This window comes from Hydrogenophaga intermedia (assembly GCF_023715105.1).
Classification (GTDB): domain Bacteria; phylum Pseudomonadota; class Gammaproteobacteria; order Burkholderiales; family Burkholderiaceae_C; genus Hydrogenophaga; species Hydrogenophaga intermedia_A.
This window is the reverse complement of the sequence record NZ_JAMBNO010000033.1, coordinates 1-15,853: the sequence shown is the minus strand read 5'-3', so window position 1 is coordinate 15,853 and position 15,853 is coordinate 1. Positions and strand designations below refer to the sequence as shown.

General features: G+C 68.9%; 16 protein-coding genes. 7 read left to right on the top strand and 9 right to left on the bottom strand.

All coding sequences use genetic code 11. The features are described from left to right. Window positions 1–4 precede the first annotated feature (4 nt). Window positions 5–1,363: a solute carrier family 23 protein gene (locus M3149_RS20820; protein WP_251711327.1), complete on the bottom strand. Its 1,359-nt coding sequence runs from the start codon at window positions 1,361–1,363 to the stop codon at window positions 5–7. A gap of 119 nt (window positions 1,364–1,482) precedes the next feature. Continuing rightward, window positions 1,483–2,157: a TetR/AcrR family transcriptional regulator gene (locus M3149_RS20815; RefSeq protein WP_251711326.1), complete on the bottom strand. Its 675-nt coding sequence runs from the start codon at window positions 2,155–2,157 to the stop codon at window positions 1,483–1,485. Between the two features lie 110 nt (window positions 2,158–2,267). Here M3149_RS20815 and M3149_RS20810 point away from each other — a divergent pair, with 110 nt between their 5' ends. Next, complete coding sequence (locus tag M3149_RS20810; protein ID WP_251711325.1) at window positions 2,268–4,346, top strand: acetoacetate--CoA ligase; 2,079 nt, start codon at window positions 2,268–2,270, stop codon at window positions 4,344–4,346. A 36-nt stretch (window positions 4,347–4,382) separates the two neighbouring features. On the opposite strand, the gene M3149_RS20805 is transcribed toward M3149_RS20810, so the two are convergent. The 3 genes from M3149_RS20805 to M3149_RS20795 all read right to left on the bottom strand — a co-directional run bounded on the left by M3149_RS20805 (window position 4,383) and on the right by M3149_RS20795 (window position 6,297). After that, window positions 4,383–5,285, bottom strand: a complete 903-nt coding sequence (locus M3149_RS20805; RefSeq protein WP_251711324.1) for a DMT family transporter — start codon at window positions 5,283–5,285, stop codon at window positions 4,383–4,385. A gap of 65 nt (window positions 5,286–5,350) precedes the next feature. Then, window positions 5,351–5,779, bottom strand: coding sequence for a MarR family winged helix-turn-helix transcriptional regulator (locus M3149_RS20800; RefSeq protein ID WP_251711323.1), 429 nt, complete (start codon window positions 5,777–5,779; stop codon window positions 5,351–5,353). Beyond that, a complete protein-coding gene (locus M3149_RS20795; RefSeq protein WP_251711322.1) occupies window positions 5,776–6,297 on the bottom strand; it encodes a flavin reductase family protein in 522 nt (173 codons plus the stop codon). The genes M3149_RS20800 and M3149_RS20795 overlap by 4 nt, the downstream gene beginning before the upstream one ends. 70 nt (window positions 6,298–6,367) lie before the next feature. Here M3149_RS20795 and M3149_RS20790 point away from each other — a divergent pair, with 70 nt between their 5' ends. Genes M3149_RS20790 through M3149_RS20780 form a run of 3 tightly spaced genes read left to right on the top strand, consistent with a single transcriptional unit; the run spans window position 6,368 to window position 9,528 of the window. After that, window positions 6,368–7,417, top strand: a complete 1,050-nt coding sequence (locus M3149_RS20790) for a peptidase M29 (RefSeq protein ID WP_251711321.1) — start codon at window positions 6,368–6,370, stop codon at window positions 7,415–7,417. Then, window positions 7,414–8,229, top strand: coding sequence for an alpha/beta fold hydrolase (locus M3149_RS20785; RefSeq protein WP_251711320.1), 816 nt, complete (start codon window positions 7,414–7,416; stop codon window positions 8,227–8,229). The genes M3149_RS20790 and M3149_RS20785 overlap by 4 nt, the downstream gene beginning before the upstream one ends. Window positions 8,230–8,262: 33 nt before the next feature. Then, a complete protein-coding gene (locus tag M3149_RS20780; RefSeq protein WP_435370772.1) occupies window positions 8,263–9,528 on the top strand; it encodes an acyl-CoA dehydrogenase family protein in 1,266 nt (421 codons plus the stop codon). Here M3149_RS20780 and M3149_RS20775 read toward each other — a convergent pair. Further along, window positions 9,501–10,934 carry a D-amino acid dehydrogenase gene (locus M3149_RS20775; protein ID WP_251711319.1) on the bottom strand — a complete coding sequence of 478 codons (1,434 nt, stop codon included), beginning with the start codon at window positions 10,932–10,934 and terminating at the stop codon, window positions 9,501–9,503. The two genes, M3149_RS20780 and M3149_RS20775, sit on opposite strands and share 28 nt — an antisense overlap. A 114-nt stretch (window positions 10,935–11,048) precedes the next feature. Between M3149_RS20775 and M3149_RS20770 the strand changes: the two genes are divergently transcribed. Together M3149_RS20770 and M3149_RS20765 are read left to right on the top strand one after the other, a co-directional pair. Further along, the gene (locus M3149_RS20770) at window positions 11,049–11,966 is read left to right on the top strand and encodes a LysR family transcriptional regulator ArgP (RefSeq protein ID WP_251711318.1); all 918 of its coding nucleotides are present in this window, start codon (window positions 11,049–11,051) and stop codon (window positions 11,964–11,966) included. Window positions 11,967–12,043: 77 nt separating this feature from the next. Then, complete coding sequence (locus tag M3149_RS20765) at window positions 12,044–12,670, top strand: TetR/AcrR family transcriptional regulator (RefSeq protein ID WP_251711317.1); 627 nt, start codon at window positions 12,044–12,046, stop codon at window positions 12,668–12,670. Between the two features lie 63 nt (window positions 12,671–12,733). On the opposite strand, the gene M3149_RS20760 is transcribed toward M3149_RS20765, so the two are convergent. The 3 genes from M3149_RS20760 to M3149_RS20750 all read right to left on the bottom strand — a co-directional run bounded on the left by M3149_RS20760 (window position 12,734) and on the right by M3149_RS20750 (window position 15,050). Next, window positions 12,734–13,156 carry a universal stress protein gene (locus tag M3149_RS20760; protein WP_251711316.1) on the bottom strand — a complete coding sequence of 141 codons (423 nt, stop codon included), beginning with the start codon at window positions 13,154–13,156 and terminating at the stop codon, window positions 12,734–12,736. A gap of 69 nt (window positions 13,157–13,225) precedes the next feature. Next, entirely contained in the window at window positions 13,226–14,029 is an 804-nt protein-coding gene (locus M3149_RS20755; protein ID WP_251711315.1) for a metallophosphoesterase, read from the bottom strand. Between the two features lie 37 nt (window positions 14,030–14,066). Then, a complete protein-coding gene (locus M3149_RS20750; protein ID WP_251711334.1) occupies window positions 14,067–15,050 on the bottom strand; it encodes a LysR family transcriptional regulator in 984 nt (327 codons plus the stop codon). A 107-nt stretch (window positions 15,051–15,157) separates the two neighbouring features. On the opposite strand from M3149_RS20750, the gene M3149_RS20745 reads away from it, so the two are divergent. Next, window positions 15,158–15,685, top strand: coding sequence for a hypothetical protein (locus M3149_RS20745; RefSeq protein WP_251711314.1), 528 nt, complete (start codon window positions 15,158–15,160; stop codon window positions 15,683–15,685). The last annotated feature ends 168 nt before the right edge of the window (window positions 15,686–15,853 follow it).

Genomic DNA, 15,853 nt, shown 5'->3' with positions numbered 1-15,853 from the left:
GCGTTCAGGCTTTTTTGCCGCGGCTGAGCAGCCAGTACAGCAGGATGGCGCCGAAGGTGGCGGTACCGATACCGCCGAGCCCGAACTGGCCGAACTTGAGGGTGTACTCGCCAGTGCCCAGAATGATGGGGATCGCCGCCACCAGCAGGTTGCGGTTGTCCGAGAAGTCGACCTTGTTGTCGACCCAGATCTTGGCGCCGGCGATGGCGATCAGACCGAACACCACGATCGACACGCCGCCCATCACCGCCAGCGGAATGGTCTGGATCAGCGCGCCGAACTTGGGGCTGAAGCCGAGCACGATGGCGATCACTGCGGCCACCACGAACATGGCGGTGGAATAGATCTTGGTGGCGGCCATCACGCCGATGTTCTCGGCGTAGGTGGTGACCCCGGTACCGCCCGAAGCGCCGCTGACGATGGTGGCCACGCCGTCACCGATGAAGGCCTTGCCGAGATAGGGGTTGAGGTCGCGCCCCGTCATGGCGCTCACGGCCTTCACATGGCCCAGGTTCTCGGCCACCAGAATCAGCGCCACTGGCGCGATCAGCAGCATGGCCTGCACTTCGAACACCGGCGCTGCGAACGTCGGCATGCCGAACCACGCGGCGTTGGCCACGCCGCTGAAGTCGATCGGCTTGCCCAGGCCCAGGCCGTTGGTGAGGATGGCGTAGATCACGCTGGCCAGGATCAGGCCCACCAGAATCAGCAGGCGCTGAACCATGCCGCGCGTGTACACGGCCACCAGGCCCACGCTCAGGAAGGTGATGGCCTGCATCCAGGCGTCAAAGCCGGTGGGCGCCATGTTCTTGATCGGGATGGCCGCCAGGTTCAGGCCGATCACGGCCACCACGGTGCCCGTCACCACCGGCGGCATGAGTCGCTCGATCCAGTGCACCGCCGCACCTTCCTCGACCTCATCCACCTCCATGCCCTTCATGGGCGCGCTGCGCACATGGCGCACGTTGGTGGCGTGCACGATGAAGCCGATGACCGTGTAGAGCACGCCGCAGGCAATGATGCCGCCCAGCGCCACGCCCAGGTTGGTGTTGGGCCCGCTGCCTGCGTAGCCGCTGGCCGCGATCACCACACCGATGAAGGCGAAGCTCGAGCCCAGGTAGCTGGGCACCTTGCCGCCGGTGACGAAGAAGAAGATCAGTGTGCCGATGCCGCTCATGAGGATGGCCACGTTGGGGTCGAAGCCCATCAGCAACGGCGCGAGCACCGTGGCGCCGAACATGGCGATCACGTGCTGCACGCCCATCACCGTGGTCTGCGGCCACGGCAGGCGTTCGTCAGGGGCGATGACACCGCCCTGGGTGAGGGTGCTCGCCGGTTTTTCGGTCCAGTTGAAAAGGCCCATCTCGCTCGCTCCTGTGGGTTTGGGTGGCGGCGATTGTGCAAGCAAGTGGCGCACCCGGCGCGTCGCGCACGCGCTCGGGCTCGCGCCCCAGCCGGGCGACGGCCCCGGCCGCGGACGGATCAGCGCGCCAGGCGTGCCGCGTCGCTCTTGGCGTCGACGAGCGTGGCACGCAGGCCGCCCACGATGTAGCGCACCAGCCGCTGCGCGGCGGCCGGGTCGTGAGCGCGCACGCGGCCTTGCGAGAGCCGTTCGATGCGCTCGTCGCGCAGGTGCATGCCGACCGCGCCCAGGGTGAACTGGCACGCCCAGGCCAACTCGGCGTGCCCGGCGCCCGGCTGGGCGGCGTGCAACGCGTCCATGAATCGCTGCGCCAGCGGCTCGAATCCTTCGCGCAAGGCCTGATCGGCCTCGGGCGAGGCCAGCAGCAACTCGCGCGCGAGCAACCGGGCGTAGGCCGCTGCCGAGGGCTGCTGGCGAAGTTGCAGCAGGGGCAGCACGAAAGCCTCGACGACGGATTGCAGTCCCTGGGGCTGCTGCGCGTGGCGGCGCGCATCGTCGATGTCGCCCGCGCGATCGAGGTGCCAGTGCCGGCGGTGCGCAAAGATGGCGTTGAACAGCTCATGCTTGCGTCCGAAGTAGTAGCCCACCAGGGCCAGCGGTACCCCGGCGGCTTCGGCGATCTGTCGCAGCGTCACGGCGTGGAAACCGCGGTCAGCGAACAGGCGTTCGGCCACGTGCAGGATGTTTTCCTGGCGGTCGTTGCGCAGCATCGGCGCCAAAGTTTTCGTGGTCATGTTGTCGAAACTCCCTGGAAGGCGCGAACGGGGTGTGGCCGCCTGAGGTGACAGACAGCGCGGCACGGCAGCGCTAACCTGTGCGCCCAACCCAAACCCGCCGCCGCCTCATGCCGAACCCGATCCCCCAGATCCGCCGCTACACCGAATGGCTTGCAACCCACCGGGGCCTGTTCTTTGACGACTACCCCGCGTTGTGGCGCTGGTCGGTGACCGATCTGGAAGCCTTCTGGGGCAGCATTGACGCGTACTTTAGTTTGAACATGTTGCCGGAAGGGGGGCGGGTATTGGCCGCCAACACCATGCCGGGCACGCGCTGGTTTGCGGGCGGGCGCGCCAACTACGCGCGACAGGTGTTTCGCCATGTTCAGCCGGCCCAGGCTGCGGGCCTGCCTGCGCTGATCGCCCGCAACGAAAAAGGCCGCGCCACCGAGATCGGCTGGCCCGAACTGCAGCGCCGCGTGGCCGCGCTCGCGCTGCACCTGCGCGCGCAGGGTGTTCAGCGCGGTGACCGCGTGGCCGCCTACCTGCCCAACATTCCCGAGACCGCCATCGCCTTCCTGGCTGTGGTGAGCATCGGTGCGGTGTGGAGCGTGTGCGCGCCCGACATGGGCACCAACGCCGTGCTCGACCGCTTCCGCCAGATCGAGCCGGTGGCGCTGATCGCCTGCGACGGCGTGACCTACGGCCAGCGCGACATCGATCGCCTGGACGTGCTGGCCGAATTGCGCGCGGCGCTGCCCAGCGTGCGCCATGTGGTGCTGCACACCAACCTCGCCGAGACACCGGGGGCAAAGGCACAGGCACTGGATCGGGCCGCGCCGTGTGCGCACTTCGAGGCGGTCACCGCGCGCGACGATGCCGGCGTCGCGGCTTTCGAGCCCGACGAGCTGCCCTTCGATCACCCGCTGTGGATCGTCTATTCCAGCGGCACCACCGGCCTGCCCAAACCCATCGTGCACGGCCACGGTGGCACGGTGCTGGTGGGCATGGCGCTCAAGATCCTGCACAACGACATCGGCTGCAGCTACGACCCCAACAACCTCGGCGAGCGCTACCACTGGTACAGCTCCACCGGCTGGGTGATGTGGAACGCGCAGGTCAGCGGCCTGCTCAACGGCACCACCTGCGTCATCTACGACGGCAACCCCGGCGGCTCGAAGGAGCGCCCCGACTGGACCACGCTGTGGCGCTTCGCGGCCGAGACCGGTGTCACCTTCTTCGGTGCCGGCGCGGCCTTCTACGCCAACTGCCTCAAGGCCGGGGTGGATCTCTCTACCTGCGGCGACCTCTCGAAGATCCGCGCGCTGGGCAGCACCGGCTCACCGCTGTCGGAAGACGCGCAGCGATGGGGTTCGCAGCAATTCGCCGCCATCGCCACGAGCGATGCACAGCGCGACATCTGGTGGTGCAACATCAGCGGCGGCACCGACTTCGCCGGTGCGTTCATCGGCGGCCACCGCGAGCTGCCGCAGGTGCCTGGGCGCATGCAATGCCGCCTGCTGGGTTGCGCGGTGGAGGCGTGGAACGAGCGGGGCGAGCCCGTGAACGACGAGGTCGGTGAGCTCGTGTGCACCCAGCCCATCCCGTCGATGCCGCTGCACTTCGTCGGCGACAAGGATAACCAGCGCCTGATCGGCAGCTACTTCGACGCCTACCCACCCGGGCACGGGCGCAAACCGGGCGGCGGCGACCTCGGCCCCGAAGCCGGCGCCGTCTGGCGCCACGGCGACTGGCTGCGCATCCTGCCCGACGGCTCTTGCGTGATCTACGGCCGCTCCGACGCCACCATCAACCGCCACGGCCTGCGCATGGGCACCAGCGAGATCTACAGCGCCGTCGAGGCGCTGCCCGAGGTGCTCGACTCCATGGTGGTGGATCTGGAGTACCTCGGCCGCGAGAGCTGGATGCCGCTGTTCGTGGTGCTGCGCGAGGGCCACACCCTGGACGCCGCGCTCACCGAACGGCTGCGCGGCGCCATCCGCAATGCGCTGTCGCCCCGCTTCGTTCCCGATGCCATCTACCAGGTGGCCGAGATCCCGCGAACGCTCTCGGGCAAGAAGCAGGAACTGCCGATCAAGAAATTGCTGCTCGGCCAGCCCATCGAGAAAGTCATCAACCGCGAGGCGATGGCGAACCCGGGGTGCCTGGCGTGGTACGTGGACCTGGCGAAGCAGCGCGCGGCCTGATCGGACCGCTGCAACTCCCCGGGCGGCGTTCGCACCTCAGCGCCGGCTCACCAGCACGATGCCGGCGGCCACGCCCGCCAGGGCGAGCACCAGCTTCAGTGTGAGCGGCTCGCCCAGCAGCACCACACCGAACACCAGTGCGAACACCGGCGTGAGGAAGGTGAAGGTGCTCATCTGCGTGGCAGGGTAGTGGCGCAGCATCCACATCCACGCCAGATAGCTGGCGAACGCGCCCACCGCGCTTTGCAGCGCAATCGAACCCCAGGCCTGGGCCGAGTAGTCCAGCCGCCAGGGTTCGCCCAGCAGCACCGAGAGCAGCGGCGCCACCAGTGCCGTCACCGCCACCTGGTAGAAGAGCGTTTTCTCGGCGCTGGCCGCGGCCATTTTCGTGGCGCGGATGGTGAGCGTGGTGAGCCCCCACAGAATGCCGGCGGCCAGGCCCAGCGCATCGCCGCGCCACTGGCCGGCCACCGGTGAGGTCTGGCGGAAACCTTCGCTGAAAGCCAGCGCCACCGCCACGAAGGCGATCAGCAGGCCCGTCCACTGGATGCGGCGCAGTGTTTCGCCGGGCACCACGCGGGGCAGCAGCAACGCCACCACGAACGGGCTGGTGTAGAGGAACACCGTGAGGCGCGACGCGCTGGTGAATTGCAGGCCGAGGTAGATGCACGCGAACTCGCCCGCGAACAGCAAGCCGGCCAGCAGGCCGGCCCCCAGCGTGCCGTCGCGCTGGAAAAGCGGCACCCCGCGCGCCACGCACCAGACCCACAGCAACACCGTGGCGCCCCAGAAGCGCAGCGTGGCCTGCCACAGCGGTGGCACCTCGGCCACCGCCACCTTGATCAGGATCTGCTGGAAACCCCAGAAGGCGCAGCACACGACGAGCAGCGTGATGGCCAGGGTGTCGAGGTGGGTCTTGCGTTCGATGGGCAGGGACATGGCGGGATTGTGGTCGGCCTGCGCGTGCACCGCTGTCGCGGCGGCGCGTGGGCGGGGCCGCGGGGTCAGCGCGCCCGCGCGAGGCGGCGCAGTTGGTCCTTCAGGCGTTGCACATCGGCGGCCGAGAGGTCGGCCAGCACCTGGGCCTCGTGGGCGCGCGCGCGGCGCAGCAGCGGCGCCACCTTTCGCTGGCCCGCGGGCGTGATCGCCACCAGGGTGCGGCGCTGGTCGGCCGGGTCGTCCTGCAGCGCCACCCAGCCTTGCGCCGCCAGGCGCTGCAACAGCTTGGTCACCGTGGGCTGCAGGCTCAGCACCTCGTGCGCGAGCGCGCCCACACTCATCGGCGAATCACCGCTGAGCACCGCGAGCACACGCCACTCCAGCGAGCCCAGGCCGACCTCGCGCACGTGGGCGTCGAAGTCCTTGAACAGCGCGTGGTTGGCCTGGCCGAGCAGATAGCCCAGGTAGTCCTGCGTGAACCGGGATTCGCTCACAGCGGATGCTCCGCGTAGAAGCGCCCGCCGTGAAAGAGCAGGGGGGAGGCCTCGGGCCGGTGAGCACAACGCTCCACTTCGCCCACGAAGATCACGTGATCGCCCTCGGTGTACTGGCTGCGGTTGAAGCACTCGAACACCGCGGCCGTGCCCTGCAGCAAGGGTGCGCCGTTGCCGCCTTCGGTGTAGGGCACGCCGGCCCACCGGTCCACGCCGCGCGCGGCAAAGCGCTCGGCCAGCGCCTGCTGGTCGGCCGCAAGCACGTTGATGGCGTAGTGCGAACCGTTGCGAAAGTGCGCCATCGAGCCTGCGTGGTGCGCCAGGCTCCAGAGCACCAGCGGGGGCGAAAGCGACACCGAGTTGAACGAGTTGGCCGTGAGGCCCACCAGCGTGCCGTCGGCCGCGCGCGCGGTGACGATGGTCACGCCGGTGGCGAACATGCCCAGCGACGCACGGAACTCGTGCGCCGAGAAATCGGGCGGGCGGGCCGCGTGGCCGGCTTGACGGGCGGGAGACATGGGCTGCAATTTACATGAATATTCATGAATAATGTGACGACCCTTTGCCACACCCCCATGAGGAGACCGGATGCTGCAGGAGCGGATCGAGCCCGCCTGGATCGACGCCTTCGAGGCGATGCTGCGGCGCTGCGCGCTGCAAGCCGGCGAAACGGTGGCCATTCTCGGCGAGACACAGAGCCGCCCCGTGCTGATCGAACTTGCGCACCTGGCCGCCGCGCGCCTGGGCGGGCGCTGCTTTCGTCTCACGCTGCCCTCGGTGTTCAGCAGCGATGCGCCGGTGCAGCGCTCCACCGGCGCCAGCCCGGCGATCCAGCAGCTGCAACCGGTGATCGCCGCGCTGGCGGGCAGCCAGCTCGTGATCGACTGCACCGTCGAGGGGCTGATGCACGCGCCCGAGTTGCCGGGCATCCTGGCCGGCAACGGACAGACGCAACCGCGCGTGGTGTACGTGAGCAATGAGCATCCCGAGGCGCTGATGCGCCTGCTGCCCGACGACGCCACCGAAGCGCGCGTGAAGGCGCACGTGAAGCGCTTGCGCGGCGCGAAGCACATGCGGGTCACATCGGCCGCCGGCACCGACCTGCGCATCGACCTCACGGGCGCCGTCATCGGCGGCAACTGGGGCAGCACCACCCGCCCTGGCACGCTCACCCATTGGCCGGGCGGGCTGGTGCTGGGCTTTCCCGCGGCGGGCACGGTCAACGGCACACTGGTGCTGGGCGAGGGCGACGTGAACCTGACCTTCAAGCGCTACATCGAGCGGCCGGTCACGCTGACGATCGAGCGCGACACCGTCACGCACATTGCAGGCAGCGGCGTGGACGCCGAGCTCCTGCGCAGCCACTACGCCGCCTGGGGCGAGCCCGAGGCCTATGCCGTGAGCCACGTGGGCTACGGCCTCAACACCCGGGCGCGTTGGGACAGCATGGCGCTCTACGACAAGCGCGATTTCAACGGCACCGAACTGCGCGCCTTCGCGGGCAACTTCCTCTACAGCACCGGCGCCAACGAGGTGGCGGGAAGGCACACGCGCGGGCACTTCGATTTCCCGCTGCGCGGTTGCACGGTGACGCTTGACGATACCGTGGTGGTCGACGCGGGCAGGGTGATCGAATGAATGCGCTGCCCACGTTCACGGCCTTGGGCAGCGGTCCCACGGTGTTGATGCTGCACGGCATCGGCGGCGGCCACCTGGCGTTTGCGCCGCAGGTCGAAGCGCTGGCCGGTGCGGGCTACCGCGCCATCGCCTGGGACATGCCGGGCTACGGCCGCAGCGCGCCCATCGAGCCTTACACCTTCAAAGGTCTGGCGCAGTGCTGCGTCGACCTCATCGACGCGCTGCAATGCGACAGCGTGGTGCTGGTTGGCCACAGCATGGGCGGCATGGTGGCGCAGGAGGTGATCGCGCGCCGGCCCGACAAGGTGAACCGCCTGGTGCTCTCGGGCACCTCGCCGGCCTTTGGCAAGCGCACCGACGGCCGCAGCGCCGAGGCCTGGGCGCAGCAGTTCGTGGCCCAGCGCACCGCGCCGCTGGATGCCGGCAAAAGCATGGTCGACGTGGCGCAGGTGCTGGTGCCGCAGATGGCCGGCCCCGGGGCACTGCCCGAGGGCCTGCGCCTGGCCGAGCACTGCATGGGCGCCGTGCCCGCGGCCACCTACCGGCGCGCGCTCGACTGCCTGGTCACCTTCGACCGCCAGGCCACGCTCGGCGACATCCGCGTGCCCACGCTGCTGATCGCGGGCGAGTTCGATCGCGTGGCTTCGCCGTCGGTCATGAAGCGCATGGCCGAGGCGATTCCGAACGCGCGCTACGCCGAACTCAAAGGCATCGGTCACCTCACCAACCTCGAAGCACCCGAGGAGTTCGACGACCTGCTGCTCGGCTTTCTGGCCGAGCCCGCACCGGCGCCCGCGAACGATCTGCACTGACGCGCCCACTTGAACGGTTTGAAAGGAAACGCCATGCACCGCGATCCGCTGTCCACCGGCCTGGACTTCACCCCCGCCGTGGGGGACATGGCCTTCACACCGCTGCAGCGCGAGCTGCTCACCGTGGCGAACCGGCTGGGCCGCGAGAAGTTCGCGCCGCGTGCCGCGCAATGGGACCGCGAGGCCAGCTTTCCCTTCGCCAACTACGACGACCTGCGCGAGGCCGGCTTCCTGAAACTGTGTGTGCCGAAGGAGCACGGCGGCCTGGGCGCTGACTACCCGACCTACATGATGGTCGCGGCCGAGGTCGGCCGTTTCTGCGGTGCCACCGCGCTCACCTGGAACATGCACATCTGCAGCACCATGTGGACAGGCGTGCTGGCCGACGGTATCCCCATGACGGACGCGCAGCGCGCCGAACACGCTGCGCGGCGCGAGCTGCACTTCCAGCGCATCGTCAACGACGGCGCAATCTACGCCCAGCCTTTCAGCGAAGGCTCGGCGGCGGCCGCGGGCCGCGCGCCCTTCGGCACCACCGCGAAGAAGGTCGAGGGCGGCTGGCTCATCAACGGCCGCAAGATCTTCGCCAGCCTCTCGGGCGCGGCCGACTACTACGGCATCCTGTGCACCGAGGACGTGGAGGGCAAGGACCCGGACCCGCGCGACACGATGTACATCAGCGTGCCCGCGACCAGCGCGGGCCTGGCCATCAGCGGCGAGTGGGACCCGCTGGGCATGCGCGGCACCGTGAGCCGCAACCTCACCTTCAAGGACGTGTTCGTGAGCGACGCCGAGCAGCTCATGCCGCGTGGCATCTACTTCAAGGGCGCGCAGACCTGGCCCGCCATGTTCTTCACGCTGGCGCCCACCTACCTGGGCCTGGCCAACGCCGCCTACGACTTCACCGTGCAATACCTGCGTGGCGAGGTGCCCGGCGAACCGCCGGTCAAGCGCCGCCAGTACCCCACGAAGCAGATCGCGGTGGCGCAGATGCGCATCCAGCTGGAGGCCATGAAGAGCCTGTTCGTGCGTGCCATCACCGAGGCACGGCCCGATCCGGGCAAGGACGAGAAACTGCGCCTCTACGCCGCGCACCACACGGTGATGGAAGGCGCCAACGACATCGCGCGCCTGGCCATCCGCACCTGCGGTGGCCAGAGCATGATGAAGCACCTGCCGCTGGAGCGCCTCTACCGCGACAGCCGTTGCGGCTCGCTCATGCTGCCCTGGACGGCCGAACTCATCGTCGACCGCATGGGGCGCGAAACGCTTTACGAGCCCGGCGAGAAAGACTCCTGAGAGGACACGCCCCCACGCTCCGCACTTCGTGTCGTCGCTGCCCCCCGAGGGGGCTGATCCGGCTTGGGGCGGCCCGGCGCCGGATCCCGGCCCGCGCGCGCGCCGCGCGCCCCGGTCTCGAAGCCGTGGAAGCCGAAGGCCATGGCCGGGCGCTCGCCGCTCATGAGCTCGGCCAGGGCCTTGCCCGAGCCGGCGCCGTGCGTCCAGCCCAGCGTCCCGTGGCCGGCGTTGATCCACAGGCCTTTCACCGGCAGGCGGCCGATCAGCGGGATGTTGGTGGGGGTGGCGGGGCGCAGGCCGGTCCAGAACTGCGGGTTGCCGCCCTCGGCGCTCAGGCGCGTGTCGGCCACGCCGGGGAACACCTCTTCGATGCGCTGCACCAGCATCTCGCAGCGCTTCTTCGCCAGCGGGGTGTCCAGCGACAGGTCGAAGCCGCCGAGTTCGATGGTGCCGGCCACGCGCAACTGGTTGCCCAGGCGCGAGATCGCGATCTTGCGGCTGTCGTCGATCATGCTCACGAAGGGCGCGCGCTCGGGTTGCAGCAACGGCAGCGTGGCGCTGTAGCCCTTGCCGGGGTAGATCGGCACGCGCACACCGATCTTCGCCAGCAGCGGCGTGGTGTAAGAGCCGCAAGCCACCACGGTGGCGTCAGCCTTGAGGGCGCTCAGCACGCCGCTGTCGCGGCTGCGCACGCGCACCGCGTTCACGCGGCCGCCATCGGCGTCGATCCCTTCGATGTCGTGGCCGTAGAGGAGGCGGGCTCCGCGGGCAGCGCACAGGGCCGCGAGCTGCTGGGTGAAGACGCGCGCATCGCCCGACTCATCGGTTTCGGTGAAGGTGCCGCCCACGATGCGCTCGCCGTAAGCCGCCAACGCTGGTTCGATGCGCAGCAGCTCCTCGCGCGAGACCACGCGGCGCTTGACGCCGAAGCGCGCCATCAGATCGGCCGCAGCGGCAGCGCCTTCGAAGGACTTCTGATCGACGTAGAAGTGCGCGATGCCGCGCTCCAGCCGCTGGTACTCGATGCCGGTCTCGCGCACCACGTCCTTGAGTGCGGCGTGGCTGTACGAACCCAGGGCGACCAGCTGTGCCACGTTGCGCTCGAAGGCGGCGTCATTGCACTGTGCGAGAAACTGCAGGCCCCAGCGCCATTGCGCCGGGTCGAGTTGCGGGCGGAACAGCAGGGGAGAGGTGGGCGAGAACATCCACTTCAGCGCCTTCAGGGGCGCTTCGCGGTTGGCCCACGGCTCGCAGTAGCTCACCGAGATTTGTGCGGCGTTGGCGAAGCTGGTCTCCAGCGCCGCGTCGCGCTGGCGCTCCACCAACGTGACCTCGTGCCCGCGCTGCAGCAGGTGCCAGGCGGTGCTCACGCCGATGATGCCGGCGCCCAGAACGGTGACTTTCATGGCGGTCTCCCAGCGCGGTGCGCCGATGCCGCCAGTGTCGGGAAATCACCGCTCCAGGTGAAGCAGGATTCAAGCAAAATCGAGTTCATCAGTTTGGCTGATGGAGCATGTGCGATGTCCACCTTCGATCCCGACGCCCTGGAATGCCTGGCCGCCATCGTGGAAGAGGGCGGTTTCGAGCGCGCCGCCCAGCGCCTGTCGATCACGCAGTCGGCCGTCTCGCAGCGCCTGCGTGCGCTGGAAGCACAGGTGGGCACGGTGCTCATCGTGCGCAGCCGGCCCCTCAAGCCCACGCCGGCGGGCCAGCTCATGCTCAAGCACGCCAAGATGATGCGGCTGCTGCGAGCCGACCTGGAAAAGGACCTGAAGGAGCTTGCGCCCAGCAGCACCGCCACCGGCCGCGGCGAGGAGCGCATCTCGGTGGCCATCAACGCCGACAGCATCGCCACCTGGGCGCTGCCCGCGCTGGACGACCTGGCGCGCAGCGGCCTGCCGGTGGAAATCATCGCCGACGACCAGGAATTCACCCATGAGTGGCTGCGCGAGGGCCAGGTGCTCGGCTGCGTCACCTCGCTCGGCCAGGCGCTGCGCGGCTGCCGCATGGAGCCGCTGGGGGTGATGGACTATGTGCTCGTCGCGCAGCCCGAGTTCGCGCGCACACATTGCCCGCGCGGGCTCAACACGCAGAACTTCCACCGCCTGCCTTTCATCGCCTTCAACCGCAAGGACCACCTGCAGCATGCCTTCGTGGAGCAGGCCTTCGGCCTGTCGCGCGTGGTGCTCAAGCAGCGCTTCGTGCCTTCCAGTGAGGGGCAGGTGCGTGCGGTGCTGGCGGGCTGGGGCGTGAGCGTGGTGCCCCACTTGCTGGTGCGCGCCCTCATCGAGCGTGGGGATCTGGTCGACCTCGCGCCGCGCCGCCGCCTGGGCGTGGCCTTGCACTGGCATTGCTGGAACCTCAGTTCCGATGTGCTGGATGCCTTGAGTGCGGCCTTGCGCGCGGCCGCGGCAAAGAATCTGCACCCATCGGCGTGAGACCCGACAGTTTTCCAGGGAACCGTCGGGTTGCCTTGTCGACGCTGCCGTCAGCCTGGGGCAAAATCGAGACAGTCATGTCCACCACCACCGCCACCCCCAAACGCAGTTTTCGCGAGCGCATGCACCTGGCGCGCGAAGACGCGATCATTTCCGCCGTGAACCGCCTGTTGGCCGAAAAAGGCTTCGAGGCCATGACGGTGGACGAGGTGGCCGCTGAAGTGGGCATTGCCAAGGCCAGCCTCTACAAGCACTTTCCGAGCAAGGAAGACCTCGCCGCCGCCGCCATGGTGCGGGTGATGGAGCGCGCGCGCGCCTTCCTCGACACGCGCGAGGCCGACACCGCGGCGCGCCCGATCGAGCAACTGCGCGCCGTGGCGCGCTGGACCATGGAAGTGCAGCTCGACGGCGAGATGCCTTCGCTGCCCAGCGAAAACTCCTCCTTGCGCGCCACGCTGATCAACAACAAGGCCTACATGGACGGCCTGATGGACGTGAGCGAACGCCTGGGTGCCTGGATCACCGCGGCCCAGGCCGACGGCAGCCTCAACCCCGCCTTGCCGCCGATTGCCGTGCTCTACACGCTGTACGCGCGCGCTTGCGATCCGGTGCTCGGCTTCCTGAGCGGTGCCGAGCTGTTCAACCGCGAGCAGATCGTGGACATGGTGCTGGCCACCTGCTTCGAAGGCCTGCGCGCGCGTTGATCGCCCGCGACGCACACGCAACAAAGCCGCCCGCGGGCGGCTTTTTCGTGAGCGCTGCGGTGTTCAGCGCACGATGAGTACCGGCACCTTGCACTGCGCCAGCGCCTTGGTGGCCACCGAGCCCAGCACCAGACTGCCCAGCGCACCGTGGCCGTGCGAGCCCATGATCAGCAGGTCGAACTTGCCGCTGTTGGCGGTCTTGGCAATGATCTCGCCGGCCGCGCCCACCTTGTGCAGCAGCTTGGCCTCGATGCCATGGCGCTGCAGGAACTTGGCCACGGGCGCGGTGACCTTGGCCGACTCGTCCTCGTAATAGGCATTGGCGATGTCGGCGCCCACCGCGGCGCGCGCCCGCGGCGGCAGCGGCGCCTGCACGCTGATGGCGGTGAAATCGTTGTTGGCGCCGACCAGCTCTTCGTGCGTCGTCAGGTAGGCCAGCATCTTCTTGGTGTACGCGCTGCCATCGACAGCCAGCAGGATCTTCATCGTTTGCTCCTAGGTTCGAATTCCACGGCCGCAGTGTAGGGCCTGCGCGGCGCGCGGCCTTGAGCCTCGTCAAGCCGAGGTGACTTCAATGGTGCACAGCGGGTCGAACGCCGCCTGTTCCTCTTTCTCGCGGTAGCCCAGCGGGTTGGCCTTGATGCGGCAGCGGCCCACGCGAACGTCGGTCGGGCAGTGCAGGTGCCCGTGCAGCCACAGGTCGGCCTGCGGCAGCAGGTCATCCAGCGCATTGCAGAAACCCGCGGTGCCAGGCGTGAGGCCGTAGCGCGGGTCGGCGCTGTGCAGCGTGGGCGCAAAGTGCGTGATCACCACGGTCGGGCCGTCGAAGGGCCGGGCCAGCGCCTCGCGCAGCCACGCCTGGCAAGCCAGCGAGAGTTCGCGCATGGCGGCGGCATCGAACAACGTGCCGTGGCGCGTGCTGGCCATGCTGCGAAGGTAGTGGTTGGCGGCGCGGTAGGCTTTCTCGCGCTGCAACAGCGGGTCGCTGCCCGGGGGCTGGATGGCGTCGTAGTCGCTCCACAGCGTGGTGCCCACGAATCGCACACCGCGCCACGTCCAGACCTCGCGCTCCAGCCAGTGCAGGCCGAGGCGCTCGCAACTCGCGCGCAGGCTGGCGTGGGCTTCGTCCACGTCGAGGGCGTCGTATTCGTGGTTGCCGGGCACGAACAGCACCGGTACGGGCCAGTTGGCGAATCGGCGCAACGCCCAGTCGGCCTCGGGCATGGTGCTACCGTCGCGACGGCGCTGATACGAGCCGATGTCACCCGCCAGCACCAGCAGATCGGCACCGGGGGCGGGGCGGGGCACGAAGTCTCGATTGGCCTCGATGTGCAGGTCGCTCAGCAACTGGATCTTCATGCGCCGATTCTGTCGCACCGCGAGGCGGGGCCCCGGGTCACCCGCGGGTTGCGTGCGGCCCGTCCAGTTCGCCCAGCGCACTGTGTGCGGCCCGCGCCACCGCCTCGCGCAGCCAGCGGTGCGCGCTGTCGTGCTGGCGTTGGCGGTGCCACAGGCTGTCCACGTGCACCTCGGGCACGGCCAGCGGCAACTCGGCCGTCGCGAGTTCGGCCTCCATGCCGGTGGCGCCCAGAAAGTGGCGCGGCAGCACCGTCAACAGGTCGGTGTTGGCGACCACCCGGCCGGCGGTGAAGAACTGGTTGACGGTGAGCACGACGCGGCGGATGCGCGAGCGCGCCGTGAGTGCCTCGTCGACGAAGCCGAACGGCCGCCCGGAAAAGCTCACCAGCAGGTGGCGCGCGGCGCAGTACGTGTCGAGCGAGAGCGGCTTGCCCGCCAGCGGGTGGCCGCGTCGCATCACCACCACGTAGCTGCCGTCGTAGAGCCGTTCGAAGGCGAATCGCGGCAACTCGTCCTGCTGCTGCAGCGCGCCGAGTTCGGCGATCACCGCTGGAAAGTGCCCGATCGCCACGTCCACCGAGCCGCTGTCGAGCAGGCCGCGCGGGTCGCGCGTGGTCAGCGGCAGCACGCGCAGGTTCACGCCCGGTGCCTCGGCCTCGCAGATGTCCACCAGCCCGGGCACCAGCTTGGCCGCCGTGGCGTCGGCCATGGCCAGGTGAAAGGTGTTGTTGGCCGTGGCCGGGTCAAACGCGCCGGGGGAGAGCGCGCCGCGCAGCAGGCCCAGGGCCTCGCGCACCGAGGGCCATAGCGCCTCGGCCACCGGCGTGGGCTCCACGCCAAAGCCCGAGCGGCGAACCAGTTCGTCACCCAGCAGTTCGCGCAGGCGGCGCAGCGCGTTGCTCACGGCGGGCTGCGTCATCGCCAGGTGGGTGGCTGCACGGGTGAGGTTGCGTTCGGCCATCACCTCGTCGAAGACGCGCAGCAGGTTCAGGTCAAAGGTGCGGAAGTTGGGCGAATTCATCATTTGAGTGAATGGTATCCATCATCAAAATAAAGTGGCGCCATATTGGGGTAAACCCGTACAGTTGCGTCCATGCACCCCACCGGGTGTTCCATCAAGGAGTTGCCATGAGCACCACCACCCTGTCCGCCCCGCTGAACATCGCCGTCTCCGTGAACCGCCAGGCCCCTGCCCCCGAGGGCGCCCGCCGCCTGAGCGCCTTGCTGCTGGCCGCCGTGCTGGCCACACTGGTGGTCATCGCCGACCAGGTGATCGACACCTGGGCCGACGGTCACCTGATGCTGGCCTGGGTGATCCTGTGGGCGCTGGTCTTCGCCGGCCTGGCCCTGTTCGCCGATGGCGCCCGCCGCCTGGCCCGCCGTTCGGTCGCCGCGCTGGACGACTGGTCGCGTTCGCTGGCCGAAGCCCGCGCCGAGATGCGCCTGTGGGAGATGGCCCGCCAGGACCCGCGGCTGATGAGCGAGCTGGTCGCCGCCCGCAACCGCGCCGAAGTCGAGTCCGAGGCCGCCAGCGTTGACTTCAGCGACGCCCTGGCTCCCATCGGTCTGCCCGATGCCGCCGGGGCCGACACCCGCAGCTACCTGGAGCGTCTGGCCGAGAGCCGCATGCGCCAAGCCCACCTGCACTACGTGTAAGCCGTTGCAGCGTCCATGAAAAAAAGCCCCGCAGCCTGAGGCTAGCCGTTCGGTTAAGGAGTTGATTCAAGGGGTCTTCGGACCCCACAATGCGCCCCAAGGTCACACTTGGGGCGTTTTTCATGGTCGAGGAGAAATCTTCTCCGGGAGGAGAGGGGGCAGACCCCC

Excerpts from the sequence above, each read along its gene's own strand:
- M3149_RS20820 (WP_251711327.1), bottom strand. The coding sequence starts at position 1,363 with ATGGGCCTTTTCAACTGGACCGAAAAACCGGCGAGCACCCTCACCCAG.
- M3149_RS20815 (WP_251711326.1), bottom strand. The coding sequence starts at position 2,157 with ATGACCACGAAAACTTTGGCGCCGATGCTGCGCAACGACCGCCAGGAA.
- M3149_RS20810 (WP_251711325.1), top strand. The coding sequence starts at position 2,268 with ATGCCGAACCCGATCCCCCAGATCCGCCGCTACACCGAATGGCTTGCA.
- M3149_RS20805 (WP_251711324.1), bottom strand. The coding sequence starts at position 5,285 with ATGTCCCTGCCCATCGAACGCAAGACCCACCTCGACACCCTGGCCATC.
- M3149_RS20795 (WP_251711322.1), bottom strand. The coding sequence starts at position 6,297 with ATGTCTCCCGCCCGTCAAGCCGGCCACGCGGCCCGCCCGCCCGATTTC.
- M3149_RS20790 (WP_251711321.1), top strand. The coding sequence starts at position 6,368 with ATGCTGCAGGAGCGGATCGAGCCCGCCTGGATCGACGCCTTCGAGGCG.
- M3149_RS20785 (WP_251711320.1), top strand. The coding sequence starts at position 7,414 with ATGAATGCGCTGCCCACGTTCACGGCCTTGGGCAGCGGTCCCACGGTG.
- M3149_RS20780 (WP_435370772.1), top strand. The coding sequence starts at position 8,263 with ATGCACCGCGATCCGCTGTCCACCGGCCTGGACTTCACCCCCGCCGTG.
- M3149_RS20775 (WP_251711319.1), bottom strand. The coding sequence starts at position 10,934 with ATGAAAGTCACCGTTCTGGGCGCCGGCATCATCGGCGTGAGCACCGCC.
- M3149_RS20770 (WP_251711318.1), top strand. The coding sequence starts at position 11,049 with ATGTCCACCTTCGATCCCGACGCCCTGGAATGCCTGGCCGCCATCGTG.
- M3149_RS20765 (WP_251711317.1), top strand. The coding sequence starts at position 12,044 with ATGTCCACCACCACCGCCACCCCCAAACGCAGTTTTCGCGAGCGCATG.
- M3149_RS20760 (WP_251711316.1), bottom strand. The coding sequence starts at position 13,156 with ATGAAGATCCTGCTGGCTGTCGATGGCAGCGCGTACACCAAGAAGATG.
- M3149_RS20755 (WP_251711315.1), bottom strand. The coding sequence starts at position 14,029 with ATGAAGATCCAGTTGCTGAGCGACCTGCACATCGAGGCCAATCGAGAC.
- M3149_RS20750 (WP_251711334.1), bottom strand. The coding sequence starts at position 15,050 with ATGAATTCGCCCAACTTCCGCACCTTTGACCTGAACCTGCTGCGCGTC.
- M3149_RS20745 (WP_251711314.1), top strand. The coding sequence starts at position 15,158 with ATGAGCACCACCACCCTGTCCGCCCCGCTGAACATCGCCGTCTCCGTG.